This window comes from Ancylobacter sp. SL191 (genome assembly GCF_026625645.1).
Lineage (GTDB): Bacteria > Pseudomonadota > Alphaproteobacteria > Rhizobiales > Xanthobacteraceae > Ancylobacter.
Genome location: NZ_CP113056.1, coordinates 1341199 through 1357951, shown reverse-complemented (window position 1 = coordinate 1357951; position 16753 = coordinate 1341199). Strand labels below are relative to the sequence as shown.

The following is a 16753-nucleotide window of genomic DNA, read 5'->3' as shown; positions in this document are numbered from 1 at the left end:
GTGGCCTCCTCACGCCTCGGCGAATGAGCGGAACGGATCGCCCGCCCGCGCGCGGTCATAGACTGGGGCGCCCGCGACATAGGTCGCCCGCACCGCCCGGTCATCGCCCAGCGTCATCAGCATGAACAGCAATTCCTCGACCGAGGCGCAATAGCCGGCGCGGAAATCCATCAGCGGCGTCGCATGCGGGTCGAGCACGCAGATATCCGCCTCGCGCCCCGGTGCCAAAATACCGATGCGGTCATCCAGATGCAGCGCCCGCGCCCCGCCGAGCGTCGCCAGATAGAAGGCCTGCACCGCGTCGAGCTTGTGCCCGGCCATGGCCGCAACCTTGTAGGCCTCGTTTAGGGTCTGCAATTGCGAGAGGCTGGTGCCGCCGCCGACATCCGTCCCCAGCCCCACCTTCACCGGCCGGCGCGGGTCAACCGCCTGAAACAGCGGGAACAAGCCGCTGCCGAGGAAGAGGTTGGAGGTCGGGCAATGGGCGAGTGCTGCCCCGCTCTGGTGGCAGGTGCAGAAATCGCCCTCATGCATATGGATGGCGTGGCCGAACATAGAGCGCGGACGCACCAGTCCGGCATGGGCGTAGACGTCGAGATAGCTCTGCCGCGCCGGGAAAAGCTCGCGCACCCAGGCGATCTCGTCGGTATTTTCGCACAGATGGGTCTGGAGAAAGAGGTCGTCGCGGGTCTTGAGCAGGGCGCCGGCCGCCTCGAGCTGAGCGTCGGTCGAGGTCGGGGCGAAGCGCGGGGTGACGCAATAGAGCTGCCGCCCGCGCCCATGCCAGCGCTCGATCAAAGCGAGGCTCTCATCATAGCCGCGCTGGGCGGTGTCGAGCAGCGCCGCCGGGGCGTGGCGGTCCATCAGCACCTTGCCGGCGATCATGCGGGTGTTGAAACGCTCGGATTCGGCAAAGAACGCATCCACCGATTGCGGGTGCACGGTGCAATAGACCATCGCCGTCGTGGTGCCCGCCCGCAGCAATTCGCGCAGGAACAGTTTGGCGACGCGGGCGGCATGGCCTTCATCGGCGAAGCCCTGCTCGGCCGGGAAGGTATAGGTGGTCAGCCAGTCCAGGAGTTGCGTGCCATAGGCGCCGATCACCTGAAGCTGCGGGTAATGCACATGCGCGTCGATGAAGCCGGGCACGATGAGGTGGTGCGGGTAATGCACCGGCTCCAGCCCGTCCGGCAGGCTTGGAGCCAGCTCGGCATAGGGGCCGAAGGCGCGGATGATGCCATCCTCGATCACCACCAGCGCGTCCTCGTGAAAAGCGAGGCAGCCGCGCGAGGGCTTGTCGAAGGGATCGTCGGTCAGCGTCGCGGCGGGCCCGCGCAAGGCGGTGAGCGCGCTCATGCCGGCTCCTTCTCGATCAGGAACGTATAGAGCCGGTCGGCGGTGAAGGGCGTCGCCCGCAGCCGCACGCCGGTGGCATCGAAGATGGCGTTGGCCAGCGCCGGCGCCACCGGGTTGAACGGGCTCTCGCTCATCGATTTGGCGCCGAGCGGGCCGATGCGGTCATGGGTGTCGGCGAAGAACACCTGCGTCACCGGCACATCGGCGAAGGCGGGGATGTGGTAGCCGCGAAAGCTGGGGTTGCTCACCGCGCCCTGCCCGTCCATGCGCAACTCCTCATAGAGCGCCGCGCCGATCGCCTGGGCGACGCCGCCTTCCACCTGCCCGCGGCACTGCAGGGGATTGATGACCGTGCCGGCATCCGCGCCATGCACCGAGCGCAGGATGCGGATCTCACCCGTGCGCCGGTTCACCGCGACCTCGAAGCCCTGCACATTGAAGGCGACCGAGCGCGGCGTGCCATTCGCCTCGCCCACCGCCTCGAGCGGCGCGAGATCGCCGAGCGGCAGGCGCGCCTCGCCCGCGATCACGTCATCACCCGCGATCCGGCATGCCTCCGGCGGCACGCCGAGCCGCGCGCCCGCCGCCTGCCGGATCATCAGGGCGAGCGCCTCGGCCGCCCGCTGCGTCGCGGCGCCCGCCACCACCGTGCCGGTCGAGCCATAGGCGCCGGTGTCATGCGTCACATGGTCGGTGTCGGACTGGCGGATGCTGATCTGAGCGATGGCGGCATTGAGCGCGCCGGCGGCGATCTGCGCGTGGACGGTTGTGGTGCCATTGCCGAATTCCGCCGTGCCGGTGGCAAGTTCGTACCGCCCCTCAGCGGTGAGGCGCAGCCGGGTCTGCCCGACATGGCCGCGTGGGGGAATGGTGTCGATCATCGCCGCCGCCATGCCGCGCCCCACCGCCCAGTCCGGGCCAAGCGCGGGAAGCGGCCCGCGCAAACCCGCCTCGACGGCATCAAGGCACTGGTCGAGCCCGTAGCTGCCGATCTCCACATCATCATGCCCGGCATGGTCATCGGGGGTGATGACATTCAGCCGGCGCAGCGCGAACGGGTCGATGCCGAGCCTGTGCGCCAGCTCGTCCAGCGCCGATTCCACCGCGAAGATGGTCTGGCTCAGCCCATAGCCGCGAAAGGCGCCGCTCGGCAGGCTGTTGGTGTAGACGCTGCGCCCGTCCACGCGCTTGTTCGGGCAGCGATAAAGCGCGACGCACTCGCCCGCGCCATGGAACAGCACGCCCACCGCGTGATTGCCGTAAGCCCCGGTGTTCAGGAGCATGTCGAGCTGGATAGCGGTCAGCCGCCCGTCCCGCGTCGCGCCGAGCTTCACCTTGACCCGCATCGGGTGGCGGCTGGTGGAGGCGGCGAACTGCTCGGCGCGGGTATATTCCAGCTTCACCGGGCGGCCGGTCTTCAGCACGGCGAGCCCGACGATATCCTCGACCAGCATTTCCTGCTTGCCGCCGAAGCCGCCGCCGACGCGGGCGGCGAAGACCCGCACCTTGTCGCGCGGTAGCCCCATGAGGTCGGCGAGCGCGTCGCGGGTGAGGAAGGGTGTCTGGGTCGAACTGCGCAAGGTGAGGCGCCCATCGCCATCCAGCCAGCCAATGGCGCCATGGGTTTCCAGATGCGCATGCTGGAGGCGCTGGCTCTGATAGCTCGCCTCGTGGATGACATCGGCCGCCGCAAAGCCCGCCGCGACATTGCCGGTCTCGCTGTGAAGCCGGGCGACGATGTTGCGGGCGGGATCGGCGATGCGTGATTCCGCTCCCTTCTCGCCATGCAGCGCGGGCGCGCCCTCTTCCATCGCCGCTTCGGGGTCGAACACCGCCGGCAGCGGCTCGTAATCGACGCGGATCAGAGCGCAGGCCGCTTCCGCCACCGCCTCGTTCTCCGCCACCACCGCGGCGACGCGCTGGCCGATATGGCGGATGACGGGATCGAGCACGCGGGTGTCGTCCACATCATCCGTGGCGTGGTGATGCCGGGCGGTGGAGAACAGGCGCTCAGGCGCGTCCTCATAAGTGAGCACCGCCACCACCCCCGGCAGCGCCCGCGCCGCCGCCGCGTCAATCGCGCGGATGCGGGCATGGGGCACCTCCGCCCGCAGGATCTTCATGTGCAGCAGCCCGGCGAGTTCGCCCTCCGGCGCGACATCCATGGTGTAGCGCGCCGCGCCGGTCACGATGGCCGGCCCGGCGGGGGCGGGCACGTTGCGCCCGACCGCGCCACCCGCCGCGTCCGCATGACAATGAGCGACGCCCGCCACCGCATCGGCGATAGCGCGGTAGCCGGTGCAGCGGCACAGATTGCCCTTCAGCGCGCTGGCGAGGTCATGCGTTTGGCTCTGGTCGAGCGCGGCGGCGGTCATCACCATGCCGGCCGTGCAGAAGCCGCACTGGAAGCCCTGCGCGTCGAGAAAGGCCTGCTGCATCGGGTGCAGGCCGGGCTCGGGGTCAAGATCGGCCAGCCCCTCAATGGTCGTCACCGCCGCATCCTCGGCCCGGAAGGCCGGGTAGAGGCAGCTATGCACCGGCGCGCCGTCGACATGGACGGTGCAGGCGCCACAATCGCCGGCATCGCAGCCCTTCTTCACCCCGAACCAGCCAAGCTCGCGCAGCAGCGTGCGCAGGCACTGGCCGGGGCGCGGCGCGGCTTCGACCGGGTGGCCATTGACGACCAGCCTCATGGCGCGGCTCCCGCCAGTTCGTCGCGGATTTCCTGCGCGAACAGAAAGGTCATGTGGCGCCGCCAGTCGGGCCGGCCATGGATGTCGTCATAATAGAGCGCGTCCGGGATCGCCGCGCCGAGCCGGGCCGCGAGTTCGTCCCCGCCCGGCAGGTGATCGAAGGCCAGCACCACCGGATGGCGGGTCGACGCGGTAACGGTAAGATGAAACCCCTCTGCGTCCTGCGTGCCGATGAGCAGCACGCCCGAGCGGCCGAGCGGGGTGAGCGAGGCCCGGCGGAAGGCAGCAGTCCGGCGCAGCGCGCGGGCGGGGATTTCGATGGCCCGCAGCACCTCGCCCGGCGCCAGCCCGACATCGAGCGGCCCGCGCACGAAAGCGGCGACCGGCATACGCCGCTCCGCCCCGTCCGCCCCCCAGATCAGCGCCTCGCCCTCCAACGCGCTGGCGAGCGAGGTCATCGGCCCGGCCGGCAGGCCGAGGCAGATATTGCCGCCGACCGTCGCCATGTTCCAGATCTTGAAGGAGGCGAGGAAGGCCCGGCAGCATTCGCGCACCAGCCAGCCGGCGCGCCAGTCGGCCGGGAGTTCCAGCCCGTCGAGATTTGCCACCGTGCAGGTCGCGGCGATGGTGAGGCCCGCCTCGCCCAGCTCCAGCGGCGCCCAGCCGAGGCGCGAGAGATCGATGAGCCGCCGCGCCGCCGGCTGCGGCTCGGAGAACAGCCAGGTGCCGCCGGCGAGGCACACATCGCCCGGCGCCAGCGCGAGTTCATCGCGCGCGCGGGGCTTTAGAACCGCCTGTACCGCATTGAGATCCACCCCGCGCTCAGCCCCGTCCCACCGTGCATTCGATCTGGCCATGCGGCTCGTCGGTGGGCGTGAACACCTGCCCGTCGAAAGAGCGGCCAAAGGGCGAGAGGTCGATCGGCAGATAATGCTTGTTCGGGCAGGCGAGCGAGATTTCCGCGATCTCCGGCACGGCGGCGAGCGCCGCCTGTCCCATCAGATACATGGTGTTCTGCACGCCCGGACTGTAGGTGGTGGCGAAGACCTTGAGCGCCGCCTCGATGAGGGCCGCATTCGCCGCCTCATAGGAAGCCGGCACGCCCGCCCAGAGCCAGCCCGCCTCCATCGCCGTGGCAAAGAGCCGGTCGGCGGTCGGCTTCAGCGTGGTCGCCTCGTCGAACCAGTAATCCTCCCAGCCCGATTCCGTGGTCTTCAGAAAGGTGAAGCCGCTGACGCCGGAGGTGAGCGTGCGGCTCTCGCGTGTGGCGACGAGCTTCACGAAGGGCCGGCCATTGCCGTCGAGGGTGAAGGCGTGGTCATGCGCGGCGCCGTCGACGAGGATGCGGCTCCACTTCGTCTCGCTCGCACTCACCTCGACGCCCGTCACATGGTCGTAGCGCGCGAGGAAATGATCGGCGATCACCCCGGCGAACACCTCATTCTCCGCCCCGACATGGTCGCGGGCGAGGAAGTTGACGATGTTCTTGACCGAATCCGTGGCGATCACCGAGCGGTTGTCGCCTTCCGTATAGGCGGCATCGAAAGCGCCGGTGAGCATGACCTGCACATTCAGCTCGCGCACCTCATGCCGCGCGCTGTCGCGCTTCACCCGCATCACCCTCACGCGGCCCTTGCCATAGCTGTTGCGGATCAGCGTCATGCTCGTCTCCCCTCGGGCTCACCGCCCGTCCCTGTCCGGCCGGGCCATGCGAAAGCGATGCCAGCGCCCCGGCACCGTCTGCGGCTGGCGTCGGCACGGCCTTTGCGCCATTAGGCATGAAGCGTCGGGACGAGAAAAGCGGCCCCGTGCCGAAAGCGGGTGGCCGACGCTTCGAGGCCACGGCACGATGCGTCACGCCACTTGAGGAGAACCGCCCGATGATTGACGCCCCCCGCCGCCTCTTCGCCCTCGATGGCCGCGTCGCACTGGTGACCGGCGCCGGGCGCGGGCTGGGCTTCGAGATCGCCAAGGCGCTGGCGCAGGCCGGGGCGACCGTCGTGATCAATGGCCGCGACGCCGGGCGGCTCGATACGGCCGCCGCCGCGCTCCGGGACGCGACGGGCGGCGTGGTGGAAACCTCCATCTTCGATGTCGGCGACAGCGCGGCCGGGCGCGCCGCCATCGGCGATCTCGACCGCCGCTTCGGCCGGCTCGACATTCTCGTCAACAATGTCGGCATGCGCGACCGACGCCCGCTGAAGGATTTCACGGAAAGCGAGATGCAGGCGCTGTTCGGCGCGAATCTCGTCGCCCCGGCCCTGCTGGCGCGCGAAGCGGCGGAGGTGATGGCGCGCCACCGCCACGGGCGCATCATCAATGTCTCCTCCATCGCCGCCGACGTGATCTATGGTCATGATCCCGTCTACAGCACCGCCAAGGCCGGGCTGAACGGGCTGACGCGGGCGCTCGCCATCGACTATGCCCGCGCCGGCATCACCACCAACGCCATCGCGCCGGGCATGTTCGCCACCGAGACCAACGCGGCGATGGTCGCCAATCCCGAGATCGCCGCCTTCGTCGACATGCGGATCCCCATCGGCCGCTGGGGCCGCCCGCAGGAACTCGGCCCGGCGGCGGTGTTCCTCGCCTCGGATGAGGCCTCCTTCGTCAACGGCCATGTGCTGGTGGTCGATGGCGGGCAGACCGTGCGCATGTGAGCGCGCCTCGCGAAGAAGCAGCCGCCGTTTCGGAACGGAAAGTCCAAGAAGTTTGCCGCGAAATGCTCTAGAGCGGTCCCCGCCAGACCAGGGAGGACCGGATGAGCTTCAGCGAGGCGCTGCGCGAGACCAACGCGGACGATTGGGACGCGGCCAAAAATCACCGTTTTGTCGATGAGATCTTCGCCGGCGCCGTGCCGGAAGCGGTGATGCGCCGCTATCTCGTGCAGGACTACCAGTTCGTCGACCGTTTCGTCGCCCTGCTCGGCACCGCCATCGCCACCGCCGACCGCTTCGAGGCGCGGGTGCGCTTCACCCAGTTCGCGGCGATGATCACCAGCGACGAGAACACCTATTTCCTGCGCGCCTTCGACGCGCTCGGCGTGCCCGAGGCCGAGCGCCACGCCCCCGCCATCACCACGGCGACGGCCGGTCTGCAAGCGCTCATGCAGGAGGCGGCGGCCAGCCGCGACTATGCTAACGCCCTCGCCGTGCTCACCGTCGCCGAATGGCTCTATCTCGACTGGGCCGACCGCCCCAGCGCGGCACTGCCGCCAAGCTTCGTCCATGCCGAATGGATCACGCTGCATAATAATGATGGTTTTCGCAGCTTTGTTACCTGGCTGCGCGGCGAACTCGACCGTGTCGGCGCGGCCAGCGATCCCCGGCGACGCGAATCAGCCGCCGATTTCTTCTCGCGCGCCGTGGTATTTGAGCGCGCCTTCTTCGATCACATCTACGCCTGAGGGGCGTTTTTCGGCGCCTGCCATCCCTCCCAAGGGTGGCGGGCGTATTCGGTCGCCACCACCTCTGGATGCACTAGTTCAACTTTGGACATAATTCGCCACTGCATCCGTTTTTTTTATGCTTAGCCACGACCGCCACCGGACGACGCTGGAAAAGCGAGGCGCCTCAAGGCTTCCGTAACGAGGTGTCCTCGCGGAAACCGGCGGTGGAGCGAATGAGCACAGTTTCAAGCCAGATCGTGTATGCCAGGCACGATGTTTTTATCTTGACCGTGACAACTATTTTTTTTGATTACTTATTGACCTGCGGCGCGACGGTGTTACACCGATGACGTTCGCGATGGAGGAAATATATGTCGGAACAGGAAAGCTCGTCGGTCGACTATCTCGGCCTTACCGCTGATGTGGTTGCCGCCTTTGTCGGCAACAATAGCGTCCCGGCGACAGAGCTCCCCGATCTCATCGCCAAGGTGCATGGCGCTCTGCTTCGCCTCACGGCCCCGGCGCCGGCAGCGGTGGAAGAAGTGCTGAAGCCGGCGATCCCGGTCAAGAAGTCGGTGACGCCGGAATATATCATCTGCCTTGAGGACGGCCTGAAGTTCAAGTCGCTGAAGCGCCATCTGCGCACGAAGTACAACATGACGCCCGAGGAATACCGGGCGAAGTGGGGCCTTCCCAACGACTATCCGATGGTCGCGCCGAGCTATGCGGAAGCGCGCTCCAACCTCGCCAAGAAGATGGGCCTCGGCCAGCAGCGCAAGAAGCCCGTCGCCCCGGCGCCGAAGCCCCGCACCCGCAAGAAGGCCGCCTGATCGGGCTACGCCCCGTCAGCTTGCCCAAGATCCATGAAAAAGCCCCGGCAGGTCCGCCTGCCGGGGCTTTTCTGTTTGGGCGCGCTATCGTTTGAGAGACTTGTGGCCCGCTCCGCCGCGCCGGTCGGGGCCGCGGAACGACGCCCAGTTGCTCAATGGGTCTGCCGCAGCTCGTCGAAGAAGGCGCGCGTCCGGGCCGCGGCGCGGCTCCAGCTCAGCTCGGCCAGGGGGGAGCCGGGCGGGATCGGTGCTTCCTCGCTCCAGCCGAGGATGCCCGCCAGCTTGTCCGGCGTGAGCCCGCCCTCATAGAGGTGGAGCCACTCAGGGCCCACCACCTCCTGCACTTCCCGGAAGACCGCAATGTCCGGCACCGCCGTCCGGCAGCGGAAGGAGAGGGAGAGGGCCACCGAGCCCGAATTGGTCGCCTTGGCGAAGGGGAGCACGACCACATTCGCCGCGCGCATGAAGAGCTGGATGTCTTCGCCGGCGATGAACCGCGCCTCGAAACGAATGCGCGGATCGCCTTCCGCCAACGCCACCAGCGCGGCGAGATAGTCCGGACTGTCCGGCTCCCCGGCAATGAGAAGCCGGGCATCCTCATCCCGCAGGCCGCGAAAGGCCGTGATCAGAGCTTCCACGCCCTTATAGGGACGGATCTTGCCGAAGAAGACCACGCACCGGGCGTCGGGATCGAGGCTCAATGCCTGGCGCGCCGTGGGGCCGTCCACCGTGTCGGGATAGGAACCGATATAGCTCGGGTGCGGCACCACGCAGTAGGGCAGACGCGCCAGCCGGGGATAGGCGGCATAGATCATGTCGCGATGGGTCGCGCTCAGGAAGATGAGCCCGCCGATCGAGCGCATCATGATCGCATGATAGGCGCGCCAGAGCAGGTTGACCGGAAACCGCGTGCTGCGCTCATTGGCGACAATGCGATGGGGCTGGGGATCGTGGACCGTCCACACCACGCTCGTGCCACCCAGCCGCAGCCTCAGCAGCAGGGCCGACAGCAGCAGGCAGCCCAGGGCGATTTGCCGCCGGCTGTCCCGCCACAGAACCTTGTCGATCCAGTGGACGTGAAAGATGTCGAAGCGCTGACCCATCAGCCGCAAAATGCTGCGCGGCCCGCTTCGGCATTCGACCACGTCACTGTCGGCCAGCATCTCCTGATACAGGTTGTACTGGTAGGGATTGTCGTTCTTGTTGCTGAACGCCGGCCAGGCGAGAATCCGCATCGTCGTGCGCCTTGGTCTATCGAAGCCAGTGGGAAAGGGCATGGCGGAGGGGCGCGACGGCCGCCTTGGCGCTGACGCGCGCCTCCCGGTAGCGGATCCGCGCCGGCGGCGCGTCAGGCCAGGGAAACTGCGCCCGCAACTCGCGGATCCGGCCGAGCGTGCCGTCGCCGGAGCGCACCAGCTTCTCCGTCTCGATGAGGCGGTACAGGGCCAGCAGACAGGCGAGGTTGCGCTGCTGCGCGGCCGGCACGGCGCGGCGCAGCGGCGCGGGATCGGTCAGCGCCGGACGGGTCGGGTGCCGGCCCATATTCTTGGCGCCGAGATCGGAGAACTCGGTGTGGAACCAGACATGCGGCACCGGGTCGAACAGCACCGTCTCGGCGAACAGGATCTGCAGCCACAGATAGCTGTCCTCGCCATAGAGGCACTTGAACGCGTCGTAATAGCCGCCATAGCTGAGCACCACGTCGCGCCGGCAGACAATGCAGCTCGAATGCATGAAATCGACGAGGAACTTCAACCCGACCGGATCGCGGTGAGCCAGTATCGGGGCGGCGCCAGGCACGATGCCGCGTGATCTGTTGAGATCTTCGCGGCTCTCCTTCGCCGGCCCAATGTAATACCCACAGATATGTGCCGCCGCATCCTGTTGGGCGGTCAGTCGCGCCACGGCAATGGCAAGGTGATCCGCGTCCCACTCATCATCGGCGTCGATGAACGCAATAAACGGGGATCGAGCCGCCGCAACGCCCCGGTTGCGCGCCGCTCCTGGACCCTTGTTTTCCTGATGTATCAGCGTCAGGCGCGGATCACTGAACCCGGCGACAATCTCGACGCTTTTATCGCTGCTTCCGTCATTGACGATGATGATTTCAAAATCTGCAAATGTCTGAGAAATAATCGAATTCAGGCATCTCTCGATCGATTTTTCTTTATTATACAAAGGAATGACAACGCTAACCGCCGTCTCTGGCATTCTTCACAATCCCGCCCAGCGTCGTTACATCCCGACATCGCACACCGGCAGAAGACCGCCAGATGGGGGATGCCCCCTTTACACAAACTCGATAGCCAGCCGCCGCGCCGCCCCGGCCGCCGGGAGCGGCCAGGTGCCCGCTGATACCACAAATCGGTAAAAGCGCCTTGGACGCCCGCCCGCGACCGTGTAAATGACCTTATATCGCACTGCGGCAAAACCAATGACAATCGTGAACGATCTACTTCATTCGGTCGGCGGCCTGATAACCGAAGACCTGCCGACCATCCTCTCCATGCGCCGGAACATCACATGGAAGGACGATGGCAGCCCGGTGACGGAGGCGGATCTGCGCGTGGAGAAGAACGTCCACGCCTATCTCGCCCAGCATTTGCCGGGCCTCACCTTCATCAGCGAAGAGAGCTACGCGCCCGGCGCGGAGGGCGAGGCGGCCGAGACCGCCGCGGGCTGGACCGCCGTGCTCGACCCGATCGACGGCACCGAGAATTTCTGCTCCGGCTTCAAGGAATGGGGCGTCTCGCTCTCCCTCTGGCGCGACGGGGCGCACCAGGGCAGCGCGATCTTCCTGCCGGAGCTCGGCGACCGGCTGATGAGCGGGGATTCCATCCCCTATCAGCGCTCGCGCATCATCGGCTTCTCCTCCTCGATCACCGACGAGCTGGCCGCGCGCGTGGCGCGGGCCGGGGAAGCGCGGATCATGGGCTGCGCGGCCTATAATCTGTTCAACGTCACGCGCGGGGCGCTGGCGGGGTTCTCAAATCCGGCCGGCGCCAAGAGCTGGGACATTCTTGCGGGTCTCATGCTGGCGCGCGAGCACGGCTGTGACATCGACGTGGAGGGGGCAAGCTATGGCGGACACTATCTCCGACCTGATCGCAAATATCGCTTCGACATACGCCACCGATACGATCTTCATCCTGGGTAAGGGCCCCTCGGCCGATCTGATCGACCCGCAGGTGTTTTCCTCGGCGCTGGTCATCGCGCTGAACGATGCCGAGCAGATCGCCCCGGCCGACATCACCGTGTTCCATGCCGACTGGGCCAAGGCGGGCATCGCCGCCAATGGCTACCGCTCGCGCGCCTATCTCACCTCGGCCGATTTCACCGCGCCGCAGCGCGAGGTGGCGCATGTCGAGCATGTGCCGCTGACGCAGGAATCCACCGATCTGATGATGCAGCGCTTCCAGGCGGGCGTGCTGAAGATCGAGGATGTGCTGTTCATGACCGCGCTGCAGGTGGCCCGCCAGGTCGCCGCCATTCGCGGGCGCCGGCAAACCGTCTACATGGTCGGCTTCGATTTCAGCTTCGAGGCCGGGCACGCCTATAGCGAGCGGGTGGAGCGCGACTTCACCGGGGCGACCGACAATGACCGGCGCCTCGTCTTCACCATGCAGGAATTCTTCTTCATCAACGCGCTCTACATCCTCAAGGGATCGGAGCTGGAGGTGAAGCATGTCGGCGCGAAGCCCTTCAGCGTGCTCTCGCCGACCGAGCTGAACCACCTGTTCGGCCGCCAGCTGGAGCCGGCCAATGACGGGCGCCCGAACAAGGTCTCGGTGATCGCCGAGCTGACCACCAACCATTTCGGCGACCGGCTGCGGCTCGAGCGGATGATCCGCTCCTCCAAGGCCTCGGGGGCGGACTACATCAAGCTGCAGAAGCGCGATGTCGCCAGCTTCTATGCGCCCGAGCAGCTCTCGGCGCCCTATGTCTCGCCCTTCGGCAAGACCTTCGGCGAGTATCGCCAGCAGCTCGAACTCTCGCGCGACGATTTCGCCTTCGTCGACAAGCTGTGCCGCGACCTCAATATCGGCTGGTTCGTCTCGGTGCTGGACCAACCCTCCTTCGAGTTCCTGCAGGAATTCGACCCGCCGATCATCAAGCTGCCCTCGACCATTTCCGAGCACCGCGACTATCTCGACCATGTCTCGAAGAACTACCGCCGCACGGTGGTGCTCTCGACCGGCATGACCGACGACGCCTATGAGCGCTGGGTGCTGGAGACCTTCACCGCCTGCGAGAAGCTGGTGCTGATGCAGGCGAACTCGGCCTATCCCACGCCGCTGGAAGATTGCGGAGTCGGTATCGTCCGGCACTATCACGAGCTGTCCAAGCAATACCCGCACCTCATGCCGGCCTATTCGAGCCATGATTTCGGCTGGCTCGGCTCGGCGCTGGCGGTCGCGGCGGGCGCGCGCATGGTCGAGAAGCATGTGAAGCTCGGCAACACCGAGTGGGCGCATTTCGACGCCGTCGCCGTCGACCTCACCACGCCGGCCTTCAAGGAATATGTCGACCGCATCCGCGAGGCGGAGCGCATCGTCGGCGAGGAAGAAAAGAAGGTCAATTCAAGCGAGCACCACAAATACCGCCGCAAGGCGGGGTGATACACGGACACGAGGGCGAAGCATGTCGGTCGCGCGCGACCCGCGAGTAGTGGCGGTCATTCCCGCCCGCTATAATTCCAGCCGTTATCAGGGAAAGCCGCTGGCGATGATCGCCGGCGCTCCCATGATCGAATGGGTCTACCGGCGCGTCGCCATGAGCGAGCGGATCAGCCAGGTGATCGTGGCCCTGGACGACGAACGGGTGGAGGCGGTCTGCCGCGAGCGCGGCATCCCCTACATCGTCACCTCCGACAAGCACGGCACCAGCACCGAGCGGGTCAACGAGGTCGCGCAGAAGATCGACGGCGATCTGTTCATCGTTGTGAACGGCGATGAACCGCTCATCGACTACAGGGTCATCGAAAAGATCATTCCGACCGAATGGCCGGCCGATGCTCCTTATGTCGCGAATCTGACCAGCAGGATCAAATCCGCGCCGGAAGTTCTCGACTCCACCAATATCAAGGTGGTCTGGGGCCCGGACATGAATGCGGTCTTCTTCTCGCGCAGCCCGATCCCGTATCCCAAGTCGAGCCTTTCCTTCGACTATTACAAGCATGTCGGCGTGCTCATCTATAATCGGCAGGCGCTGGCCTTCTTCGCCTCGACACCGCGCGGCCCGGTCGAGCAGGTCGAGGATGTGAACGAGCTGCGCTTCATCGAGCGCGGCATTCCCCTGAAGATGGTGGTGGTGGAATCCGACGAGACCCTCTCGGTCGACACGCCGAAAGACCTGCACCGCGTGATCGAGATCGTTCAAGCCAGAAACATCCAGCTATGACGGAAGCGCTGGTTCCTCACCGGGCCTTCGCGCCCCTGCTGGAGAACGTCACCCGCCGCGCGGGCCATCATGGCTCTGTCAACGTGTACGGCTATCAGCGCTACGGCCTCTTCAACTATTTTCACTGGATCCATTTCAACAAGCCGCAGGGCGCCAATCCCGACCTTTTCGAGGGGACGGACCGCTGGTGGCTGGAAGCCTCATGGCGGGCGGCGCGCGAGGCGGCCCGCACCAGCGACGCGCTGCTGATGGTCACCCGTCACTAGCGCGCCCTACGAAGGATTGAACACGGCGGCATGGCACGTCTCCTCCTCTCCACCCTCCTCGCGCCGCGGGGACCGGTCGGCCAGTTCTTCGGTGACCTGATCGGCCAGCTCGAAGCGCGCGGGCATAGTGTCGTGCTGTGGGCGCCCGAGCCGCTGGCGGGGCGGGAGGCGCAGTGCCTGCCTCTGCCCTGGCCGCTGCACAAGCTCGCGGGGCTCTATCCCGCGAGCGGACCGACGCGTTTCAGCGCGCTGGAGGTCGACGCCGCGCTGTGGAGCGGGCGGATCGCGCATCTGGCCAGGCAGGGCGCTCCCGCCAGCCAGGCGCCCGCGCTCTACGCGGCCTTGCGGGCGGCGAGCGAGCAGGTGCTGGAGGCGACGCGGCCCGATCTGTTCGTCGCCTGGAATCCCTATGCCCCGCATACCGGCGTCGCCTATGCGCTGTGCCGGGCGGCGGGCATCGCCACCGCGACGCTGGAGCGGGGCCTGCTGCCCGCGACCTATCATCTCGACCGCAGCGGCTTCCTCGGCGCCAGCGCGGTGGCGGGCGTCGCGCTGGAAGAACTGCTGCCGGCCGCCGACTGGCCGGAGGCGGCGCGGGCCGGCGCGGCCTATGTCGAGAACTGGCCGCTGGAAAGCCTCGCCCGCATCACCGAGAAGGCGCCCCGCACGGCGCCAGAGGGCACGCACGCGGCGGGCGCCGATGCCCGCCTCATCGCCTTCCTCACCACGGATGACGCGACGGTGGGCACCTTCCCGGCGGGCAATCCCGACCGGCCGCTCTACATGCCGCATGTCGCCGACAGCTTCAAAGCGGCCCGCGCCGTCGCGCTGGCCTGCCCGCAGGCGCAGGTGCTGATCAAGGCGCATCCCTCGATCACCCACCTCACCGATGTCGACGACCTGCCGGCCAATGCCCGCATCGTCGACACCCCGCCGCTCGAACTGCTGCGCGAGGCGGACCTCGCGGTCAGCATGGGCGGCTCGCTCAATGTGATGGCGGTGCGGCTCGGCACGCCGCTGGTGCATCTGGTCCGCGATCCGTTCAGCGGCAAGGGCGTCTTCTTCGAGCCGGAGGGGCCGGACGACCTCGCCCGCTGCATCGAGCTGGCCGCAAGCGCGACACCCGCCGAGCTGGAGGCCCGCCGCGCGCGCTTCGACGCGCTGAGCGGCTATCTGATCCGCGATTACTACATCTGCCACCCGTCAATGCAGGACGGCACGCGCGGCGTCGCTGACGCGGTCGCGCTGCTGGAAAGCGCGCTGCCCGCCGCCCCGTCGGCCGAGGCGGCACCCGCCTTCCGGCGCGAGGAGGTGGTGCGCGAACCGTCCGGCGCGGCCGGCTTCCCGCTGCCGCCGGTGACGCCGGAGGAGGTCCGCGCTGCGCTTGCCGGGCCGTCCGGGCGCACCGTGTTCCTCGATTTCGACCACACGCTGTTCGCCGGCAACACCACCGAGGAATATCTGCGGCAGGCCCGCCCGGCGCTGCTGGTCAGCCTCATCCTCGCCTTCGTGCGCGGCTTCCTGCCGTGGCGCAAATTCTTCGGCAAGCACTGGTTCCGCTTCCGCGACTACGCCGCCGTGGTCGCGGTGACGCTGCTCATGCCGTGGAACCTCGCCCGCTGGCGCCGCAACGCCCCGGCGCTGTTCGCCGCGCGCGGCGCGCATGAGCTGGCGCAGGCGCTGAAAGTCGTGCCGGCCGAGCGCACGGTCATCGTCTCCTTCGGCTTCGACATGCTGATCGGCCCGCTGGTGAAGGGCACGCATTGGGAGAGCTGCCGGCGCGCCTGCGTGCCGTTCCAGCTGCACCCGCGCGTGCTGAAGACGCTGCGGCACGGCAAGGCGCGGCTCATTGGCGGGCTGTTCCCGCCGCGCGTCGTCGCCACCGCCGCGCTGGTGACCGATTCGGAGGACGACCGCGACCTGCTCGACCAGGTGAAGATCCCGCTGCTGGTCGAGCCGGTCGGCGAGAAGAGCGCGGCGGAGGAATCCTTCTACCTGCCGATGCGCTACACGGCGCTGGCGAAATACAACGCCTATTATGTGCGCAAGCAGACGCTGTTCGTCGAGCTGCCGCTGCTGCTGCTCGCGACCCTGCCGCTCGCCGGCGCGCCCTGGCTGTGGCTCGGCGCGGCGCTGGCGCTGTTCGTCTCCATGCTCGCGGTCTACGAGATCGGCTATTTCGAGAACGATCAGGTCGCCGCCGCGCGCGAGGCGAACCCGACGCTGACGCCGATGGCCGCGCGCTTCCGCGATTTCCCGCTCGCCCGCCATGCGTGGAGCTGGGCCATCGCGCTCGGCCTTGTCGGCGCGCTGCTGGCGAGCCTGCGCGCCACCGGCGGCACGCTCGATACGGGTGTCTTCGCCCTGTTCGCCGGCCTCTGGCTGGCGGCGCTGCTGGCAGTGCGCGGGCTGTTCTATGGCTATAACCGGCTGCCGGAGCCGCGGCGCATTCTGCTCTATCCGCTGCTGCAGTCCGCCAAGCTGCTGGCGCCGCTGCTGCTGCTCCCCGGCCTCGCGCTCGGCGCGGCGCTGCTGCTGGCGCAGACCGTGGCGATGTGGATGACCTATGCGGTCTACCGCGCGGGCGGCGACAAGGAGAAGGTGCCGCGCAACACCGTGCGCGCGGTGAGCTTCATCGTGCTCGCCGCCGGAACGCTCCTTGCATCGCCGGCCGGGACGCTGCACACCGAGGCCGTGGCCGGCGGGCTGATCCTCGCCTGGCTGCTGCGCGAACGCTGGATGGGCCTTGTCCGGCGCTCCCTGGCCAAGGTGCTGAACAAACTGCGACACCGGCGGGCCTGACCGGCATCGGCGCTCTGA

General features: G+C 67.4%; 14 protein-coding genes. 8 read left to right on the top strand and 6 right to left on the bottom strand.

Annotated features, from left to right (window positions below):
• Positions 1 to 9 precede the first annotated feature (9 nt).
• The 4 genes from guaD to pucL are packed head-to-tail and all read right to left on the bottom strand — an operon-like array spanning position 10 to position 5711.
• Positions 10 to 1356 carry a guanine deaminase gene (gene guaD, locus OU996_RS06235; protein ID WP_267584768.1) on the bottom strand — a complete coding sequence of 449 codons (1347 nt, stop codon included), beginning with the start codon at positions 1354 to 1356 and terminating at the stop codon, positions 10 to 12.
• Positions 1353 to 4049: a molybdopterin-dependent oxidoreductase gene (locus OU996_RS06230; RefSeq protein ID WP_267584767.1), complete on the bottom strand. Its 2697-nt coding sequence runs from the start codon at positions 4047 to 4049 to the stop codon at positions 1353 to 1355. The genes guaD and OU996_RS06230 overlap by 4 nt, the downstream gene beginning before the upstream one ends.
• Positions 4046 to 4864: an FAD binding domain-containing protein gene (locus OU996_RS06225; RefSeq protein WP_267585617.1), complete on the bottom strand. Its 819-nt coding sequence runs from the start codon at positions 4862 to 4864 to the stop codon at positions 4046 to 4048. Before OU996_RS06225 ends, OU996_RS06230 begins: the two co-directional genes overlap by 4 nt.
• Positions 4865 to 4871: 7 nt before the next feature.
• Positions 4872 to 5711 (bottom strand): factor-independent urate hydroxylase, encoded by an 840-nt coding sequence (gene pucL, locus OU996_RS06220; protein ID WP_267584766.1) that lies wholly within the window; start codon positions 5709 to 5711, stop codon positions 4872 to 4874.
• Between the two features lie 218 nt (positions 5712 to 5929).
• On the opposite strand from pucL, the gene OU996_RS06215 reads away from it, so the two are divergent.
• The 3 genes from OU996_RS06215 (at position 5930) to OU996_RS06205 (ending at position 8267) form a co-directional block, all read left to right on the top strand.
• Positions 5930 to 6709: an SDR family oxidoreductase gene (locus OU996_RS06215; RefSeq protein ID WP_267584765.1), complete on the top strand. Its 780-nt coding sequence runs from the start codon at positions 5930 to 5932 to the stop codon at positions 6707 to 6709.
• Between the two features lie 101 nt (positions 6710 to 6810).
• Complete coding sequence (locus tag OU996_RS06210) at positions 6811 to 7455, top strand: TenA family protein (protein WP_267584764.1); 645 nt, start codon at positions 6811 to 6813, stop codon at positions 7453 to 7455.
• A gap of 353 nt (positions 7456 to 7808) precedes the next feature.
• Entirely contained in the window at positions 7809 to 8267 is a 459-nt protein-coding gene (locus OU996_RS06205) for a MucR family transcriptional regulator (RefSeq protein WP_267584763.1), read from the top strand.
• Positions 8268 to 8419: 152 nt separating this feature from the next.
• Here OU996_RS06205 and OU996_RS06200 read toward each other — a convergent pair whose 3' ends face one another.
• Together OU996_RS06200 and OU996_RS06195 are read right to left on the bottom strand one after the other, a co-directional pair.
• Positions 8420 to 9502, bottom strand: a complete 1083-nt coding sequence (locus tag OU996_RS06200) for a glycosyltransferase (protein WP_267584762.1) — start codon at positions 9500 to 9502, stop codon at positions 8420 to 8422.
• Positions 9503 to 9518: 16 nt separating this feature from the next.
• Positions 9519 to 10478, bottom strand: coding sequence for a glycosyltransferase family 2 protein (locus tag OU996_RS06195; RefSeq protein WP_267584761.1), 960 nt, complete (start codon positions 10476 to 10478; stop codon positions 9519 to 9521).
• A 232-nt stretch (positions 10479 to 10710) separates the two neighbouring features.
• On the opposite strand from OU996_RS06195, the gene OU996_RS06190 reads away from it, so the two are divergent.
• Genes OU996_RS06190 through OU996_RS06170 form a run of 5 tightly spaced genes read left to right on the top strand, consistent with a single transcriptional unit; the run spans position 10711 to position 16735 of the window.
• A complete protein-coding gene (locus tag OU996_RS06190) occupies positions 10711 to 11424 on the top strand; it encodes an inositol monophosphatase family protein (RefSeq protein ID WP_267584760.1) in 714 nt (237 codons plus the stop codon).
• A complete protein-coding gene (locus OU996_RS06185) occupies positions 11348 to 12886 on the top strand; it encodes an N-acetylneuraminate synthase family protein (protein ID WP_267584759.1) in 1539 nt (512 codons plus the stop codon). The genes OU996_RS06190 and OU996_RS06185 overlap by 77 nt, the downstream gene beginning before the upstream one ends.
• A 22-nt stretch (positions 12887 to 12908) precedes the next feature.
• Positions 12909 to 13667 carry a 3-deoxy-manno-octulosonate cytidylyltransferase gene (locus OU996_RS06180; RefSeq protein ID WP_267584758.1) on the top strand — a complete coding sequence of 253 codons (759 nt, stop codon included), beginning with the start codon at positions 12909 to 12911 and terminating at the stop codon, positions 13665 to 13667.
• Positions 13664 to 13933 (top strand): hypothetical protein, encoded by a 270-nt coding sequence (locus tag OU996_RS06175; protein ID WP_267584757.1) that lies wholly within the window; start codon positions 13664 to 13666, stop codon positions 13931 to 13933. Before OU996_RS06180 ends, OU996_RS06175 begins: the two co-directional genes overlap by 4 nt.
• Positions 13934 to 13963: 30 nt before the next feature.
• Entirely contained in the window at positions 13964 to 16735 is a 2772-nt protein-coding gene (locus tag OU996_RS06170) for a hypothetical protein (RefSeq protein WP_267584756.1), read from the top strand.
• The last annotated feature ends 18 nt before the right edge of the window (positions 16736 to 16753 follow it).